Genomic DNA, 5,810 nt, shown 5'->3' on the forward strand with positions numbered 1-5,810 from the left:
TTGTCCATCTGAAGAGGCGTATTGGAGTTTGGTTCAGAACTTTGTTATTTCGTTCAGAACTTTGTTATTAATGAACAGAAATTACTATTTGCTCATTGCTTCTTCTACAGCAACTGCAACTGCAACAGTAGCTCCAACCATTGGGTTGTTCCCCATTCCGATTAGACCCATCATTTCAACGTGAGCAGGAACTGAAGATGATCCAGCGAATTGTGCATCTGAGTGCATTCTTCCCATGGTATCAGTCATACCGTAAGAAGCTGGACCTGCAGCCATGTTATCTGGGTGAAGAGTTCTTCCAGTACCACCACCTGATGCAACTGAGAAGTATTTCTTACCTTGTTCTACACATTCCTTTTTGTATGTTCCAGCAACTGGGTGTTGGAATCTTGTTGGGTTAGTTGAGTTACCAGTTATAGAAACGTCAACACCTTCCATATGCATTATAGCAACACCTTCTCTAACGTCATCAGCACCGTAACATCTTACTTTAGCTCTTTCTCCGTTTGAGTATGCTTTTTCTTTAACTACTTTAACTTCTCCAGTATAGTAGTCAAATTGAGTTTGAACATATGTGAATCCATTAATTCTTGAAATAACGAATGCAGCGTCTTTTCCAAGACCATTTAATATAACTCTTAATGGTTCTTTTCTTACTCTGTTAGCTTTTTCAGCTATTTTAATAGCACCTTCAGCAGCAGCAAAACTTTCGTGACCTGCTAAGAATGCGAAACACTTAGTTTCTTCTCTTAAAAGCATAGCTCCAAGATTTCCGTGTCCTAATCCAACTTTTCTGTCATCTGCAACAGAACCTGGGATACAGAATGCTTGTAATCCTTCTCCGATTGCTTCAGCAGCCTCAGCAGCCTTTGTGCAACCTTTCTTTATAGCTATAGCAGCACCTAAAGTGTAAGCCCATCCAGCATTTTCAAATGCGATTGGTTGAGTTTCTTTAGCTATAGTGTATGGATCTATTCCTGCTTCTGCACATACTGCTTTAGCGTCTTCCATAGTCTTCATTCCGTACTTTTCTAATACAGGAGTGATTTGTCCTATTCTTCTTTCAAAACTTTCAAATAATGCCATAATATATTTTCCTCCTTTACCTATAATTATTTATGTCTTGGGTCAATTAATTCAGCTGCATCAGCAACTCTTCCGTATTGTCCCTTAGCACTTTCTAATGCTTCGTTAGCATCTACACCCTTAGCAATACTTTCCATCATTTTTCCTAAGTTAACAAACTTATATCCAATGATTTCTTTGTCAGAATCTAAAGCTACATCTGTTACATAACCTTCTGCCATTTCTAAGTATCTTGGTCCTTTTGCTAAAGTTCCGTACATAGTACCAACTTGAGATCTTAATCCTTTTCCTAAGTCTTCAAGACCTGCACCTATAGGTAGTCCACCTTCTGAGAATGCAGTTTGAGTTCTTCCATAAACGATTTGTAAGAATAATTCTCTCATAGCTGTGTTTATAGCGTCACAAACTAAGTCTGTGTTTAATGCTTCTAAAATTGTCTTTCCTGGTAAAATTTCTGAAGCCATAGCAGCTGAATGAGTCATTCCTGAACATCCAATTGTTTCAACTAATGCTTCTTGGATTATACCATCCTTAACATTTAATGTTAATTTACAAGCTCCTTGTTGTGGTGCACACCAACCTATACCATGAGTTAAACCTGATATATCAGTTACTTCTTTAGATTGAACCCATTTTCCTTCTGAAGGAATTGGTGCTGATCCATGATTAGGCCCTTTTGCAACAACGCACATTTCTTCAACTTCTTTTGAATACATCATATTGATTTTCTCCTCCTTAATTATTAAGTTATTATAGCTTATACTCAAGCTACATAAATAAGGTAGGTTAAAAAATGTCCCACTGGGGATATTTTTATCCTACCACCTATTGTAGCAAAAGTAGAACTTTCTAACAACTATTATATTCAAATTTTTTCTCTATTTCCATTGAAAAAATTTTTCTTGTATTTTTTTCAAAGTTATGTTACTATAACTTTGGCGTTAATTTGCCGGTATGATGGAATTGGCAGACGTAGCGGACTCAAAATCCGCCGGTAGCAATACCGTGCCGGTTCGACTCCGGCTACCGGCACCATTTTTAAATCTATAAAATTGTTTTCAAACAATTTTATAGATTTTTTTATTTTTCTTATTCTTTATTAACCATCCATATTCCTATACAAACTAATATAAGTGCAATTATATTCTTTACTTCTAAAATAGTCTCTCCTAAAAAAATCGCTGAAAGTATTGATCCAAAAATCGGAGTTAAAAAGTTATACACAGATACTAGTCCTACTTTATTATATTTCAATAGTAAATTCCAAACTGAAAATGCTACTGATGATAATAAGGCCAAATAAATTAAAACTGCTGAGGATTCTATTGTGAATCTGCTCATTTCCCCACCACCAAAAAGACCTAACATCACAAGAATAACCCCTCCTATAAATAGGCTATATCCTGTTATTACTATAGTATCCATACTTTTAGTAAGTTTTTTAGAATAAATTGCTGCTATTGAAAAAATTAAAGCTGCAATTATTACAAAGCCATCTCCATTAGGAACAAATGAAAATTCTAATAAATTTGATTCAAAATTTACAGCTATAACTCCTATAAATCCAATAACACATCCAATTATTTTCTTTTTATTTAGTTTATCATCTGCATATATGTAGTGCGCTAAAATAATGCTAAAAAATGCTACAGTAGAATTCATTATAGATCCCTTTACTCCTGTAGTATTAGCTACCCCAATATAAAAGAATATGTATTGTAGTGATGTTTGGAAAGCTCCCAAAAGAAATAATCTAGAAAAATTCCTCTTTGAAATAGAAAAAATGCTTTTCCCTTTTAACTGTGCCACAACAAGCAAAATTAGTCCTGCTATAAAAAACCTATAGCCTGCAAATAAAAACTTTGATGGAATATCACTTGTAATGTCAAACAGCTTGTACCCAATTTTTATTCCAGGATAGGCACTCCCCCACAATAAACAACATAATGTAGCCATAACTACTACAAATTTTCCATCAGTATAAATTTTTTTATCTAACAACTCTCTCTGTTACTCCTTTCTGTATTAACATAACCATATTAATTATATTGCGCTTCTTTAAATTAGTAAAATTAATGTTTATAATAATTAATATGAATTTTTTTCATGAAAGGAGATTTTTTTTATGACTCTTCAACAACTTGAAACTTTTGTTCAAATAGTTAATTTAGGAAGTTTTACCAAAGCTGGACAGAACTTATCCCTTACTCAATCAGCCATTAGTCATATTATAGCCTCTTTTGAGGAAGAATTAGGTTTTAATCTTTTGTATAGAAATCGTACTGGTGTTAGTTTAACAAATGAGGGATTAAAAATATATGAATATGCTTTAGATATTTTAAATAAAGCTTCATTAATAAAACAAGAAGCAGCATCTATATTGGGCATGGATTCTGGATTACTAAGAGTTGGTTCATTTCCAAGTGTTTCTTCTGAAATATTACCTAATATTATTTTAAACTATCAAAAAAAATATCCTAATATTGATTTAAAAATCTTTGAAGGAACTTATGATGAGATAGAAGATTGGATTTCATCTGGAACAATAGACCTAGGTTTTTCTGCCAATCCATCTAAGGGATTAGATTTTATACCATTATGGAATGATAACTTAGTTGTTATTACTAATAAAGAACATCCTTTAAGCTTTAAAAATTCCTTTTCTATGAAAGACTTAGAATCATATCCATTTATAATGTCAAAGTCTGGTTGTGATTTACTTATAAAAAAAATCTTTAAAGAAAATAATATAAATCCTAAAATAAAATTTGAAATTGAAAATAATCATACAATTTTATCTATGGTTAGCAAAGGATTAGGAGTTTCAATAGTTCCAGAAATGATTCTTAGTTTTAATTCATTTAAGCTAAATGTTATAAAACTTACTCCAAATTATTTTAGAAATATCGGATTATTGATTAGATCTTATAATACCACATCTCCTGCTGCTTTATCTTTTATAAAAGAATTAGAGGATTTTAACTACTTTACTCGTAATAGTGAAAGTATATTTTTATGAATCCTCTTTAATTATAGCTGTAATATTAATATCAAAGTTATTGAAATTTAACATTATATAATCACTCAGTTTAGACACGGTCCAATTTTTAGATACTTTAATATTTTAAATGATAATTCAAATTTAAATAATGCTTCACTATCATTTAAAGATACATCTAAAAGGTTTTCTATTTTATGAAACCTATAAAAAAATGTACTACAATGAATATTCAATTTCTTTGAAGCTATACTAGCATTCCTATTACTTTCTAAATAAACTATTAATGTTTTTAATAATTCTCCTTTAGTATCATTATCTATTTCCATAAGTTTATTAATTAGAGGATGAATCAATTTATTAAGTTCTAATCTTTTTTTATTATTATGACCATTTTCATATGTATGAAATAAATAATATTCTAAATAATCATTAAAATTTAATAAATTCTTATCTTCTCTTAGATGTTCTGATAATTCTAAAGTACATATAGCTTGTACATAAAAGTCTCTTGTTTGAAGTATATTGGAAAATATAGAACTGATTGCTGCCTTCAAGTTATTAAGCATTAAAAATTCAGTAAATTTTTCTTTTATATTTTTAGAAATTACATCATTTCTTTCTGACCCTACCAATAAATTTATTTTATCTTCGTAATATGCTGCAATGCAACTTCCAAGTATATTTTTAGCAGAATTAATTAATTGTTTTAATGCAAAATTATGCCGATAATCATGAAAGCTTTGAGAAAAAGGTATAGTTATTAGGCAAAAATTTTTATTCACCTTAAAATTTATGTTTCCCAATCTTTGTTTCATATAATTAATATCTTTTATCCTTCCAATTAATAGATCCATTAAATAATATTCTTCTTCCAATCCTGATTTATTTATAAATAAATTATCTTTCTGCATTTGTAGCGAAATAACTTCTGATAATGCATTTACTAATTCTAAATCCTCTTCAACAAATTTTCTATACTCTTCAAGGATACATATATAAGATACAGTAATATCATCAATACGTATTCCACAAAATATAAGATTATTATCTGCTGATTTAAAAAAAGCTTCTTTTGATTTGTAGATATCCTCCATACATTTATCTTTCTTCATAATATTAATAGTATCCATTAACAAATAGGTCTCCCCATTTTCATGTTGTACATATGCCTCAATTGAATTAGCACCTTTAGAACCACATAAAATTCTATAACTAGTATCTAATATATATATTGGATTGTTTAAATATTTTTCTCCTATATTTAACATATCATTAATACTATTACACTTATACAAACTACTATAAAGATTGGATTTTTTTGCATATATCTTATACTGGAAATATATAAATTTTCTAATTTCCCTATATATATCCTCTATAAAAGTACTGGTTTCAATTTGTAATATATTTATGCTTGTATCTAATTTCTCTACAATTGTTAAAATATTAATTTCCCTAGTAATATTACTTATTTCCTTTGCTAAATATATAGTTTTAGTATTGAAAGTCATATCTTTTTCTAGTAGCCCTACATCCTCAATTATACACTCTTCTTCATATTCCCCCCAAATTCTGCACCCCAACTTATTTTTGAGAAAACATAATATTGTCTCTATCTTAATCAAAAGCTTTCCTCCTTTTATGATTAGAGCACTCACGGAAACTCAATAAAGCCCATGGGTATGCCCTTTTTTTATTATTTTTTTTAGTTATTTCCCCCATT

5 protein-coding genes and 1 tRNA gene are annotated in these 5,810 nt (G+C 29.9%); 2 read left to right on the forward strand and 4 right to left on the reverse strand.

Annotation, left to right across the window (positions count from 1 at the left end; translation table 11 throughout):
* Window positions 1-84: 84 nt before the first annotated feature.
* Together NNC19_RS23030 and NNC19_RS23035 are read right to left on the reverse strand one after the other, a co-directional pair.
* A complete protein-coding gene (locus NNC19_RS23030; RefSeq protein ID WP_310941033.1) occupies window positions 85-1,086 on the reverse strand; it encodes a GGGtGRT protein in 1,002 nt (333 codons plus the stop codon).
* Between the two features lie 26 nt (window positions 1,087-1,112).
* On the reverse strand, window positions 1,113-1,805 hold the full coding sequence (locus NNC19_RS23035) for a hypothetical protein (protein WP_310941034.1): 693 nt from the start codon (window positions 1,803-1,805) through the stop codon (window positions 1,113-1,115).
* 229 nt (window positions 1,806-2,034) lie between these two features.
* On the opposite strand from NNC19_RS23035, the gene NNC19_RS23040 reads away from it, so the two are divergent.
* Window positions 2,035-2,121, forward strand: a tRNA-Leu gene (locus NNC19_RS23040).
* 54 nt (window positions 2,122-2,175) lie between these two features.
* Here the strand turns inward: NNC19_RS23040 and NNC19_RS23045 are convergent.
* A complete protein-coding gene (locus NNC19_RS23045; RefSeq protein WP_310941035.1) occupies window positions 2,176-3,087 on the reverse strand; it encodes a DMT family transporter in 912 nt (303 codons plus the stop codon).
* 124 nt (window positions 3,088-3,211) lie between these two features.
* On the opposite strand from NNC19_RS23045, the gene NNC19_RS23050 reads away from it, so the two are divergent.
* Window positions 3,212-4,105, forward strand: a complete 894-nt coding sequence (locus NNC19_RS23050; RefSeq protein WP_310941036.1) for a LysR family transcriptional regulator — start codon at window positions 3,212-3,214, stop codon at window positions 4,103-4,105.
* Window positions 4,106-4,170: 65 nt separating this feature from the next.
* On the opposite strand, the gene NNC19_RS23055 is transcribed toward NNC19_RS23050, so the two are convergent.
* Complete coding sequence (locus tag NNC19_RS23055) at window positions 4,171-5,712, reverse strand: helix-turn-helix domain-containing protein (protein ID WP_310941037.1); 1,542 nt, start codon at window positions 5,710-5,712, stop codon at window positions 4,171-4,173.
* Between the last annotated feature and the right edge of the window lie 98 nt (window positions 5,713-5,810).

The organism is Clostridium sp. SHJSY1 (assembly GCF_031626875.1).
Taxonomy (GTDB): domain Bacteria; phylum Bacillota; class Clostridia; order Clostridiales; family Clostridiaceae; genus Clostridium.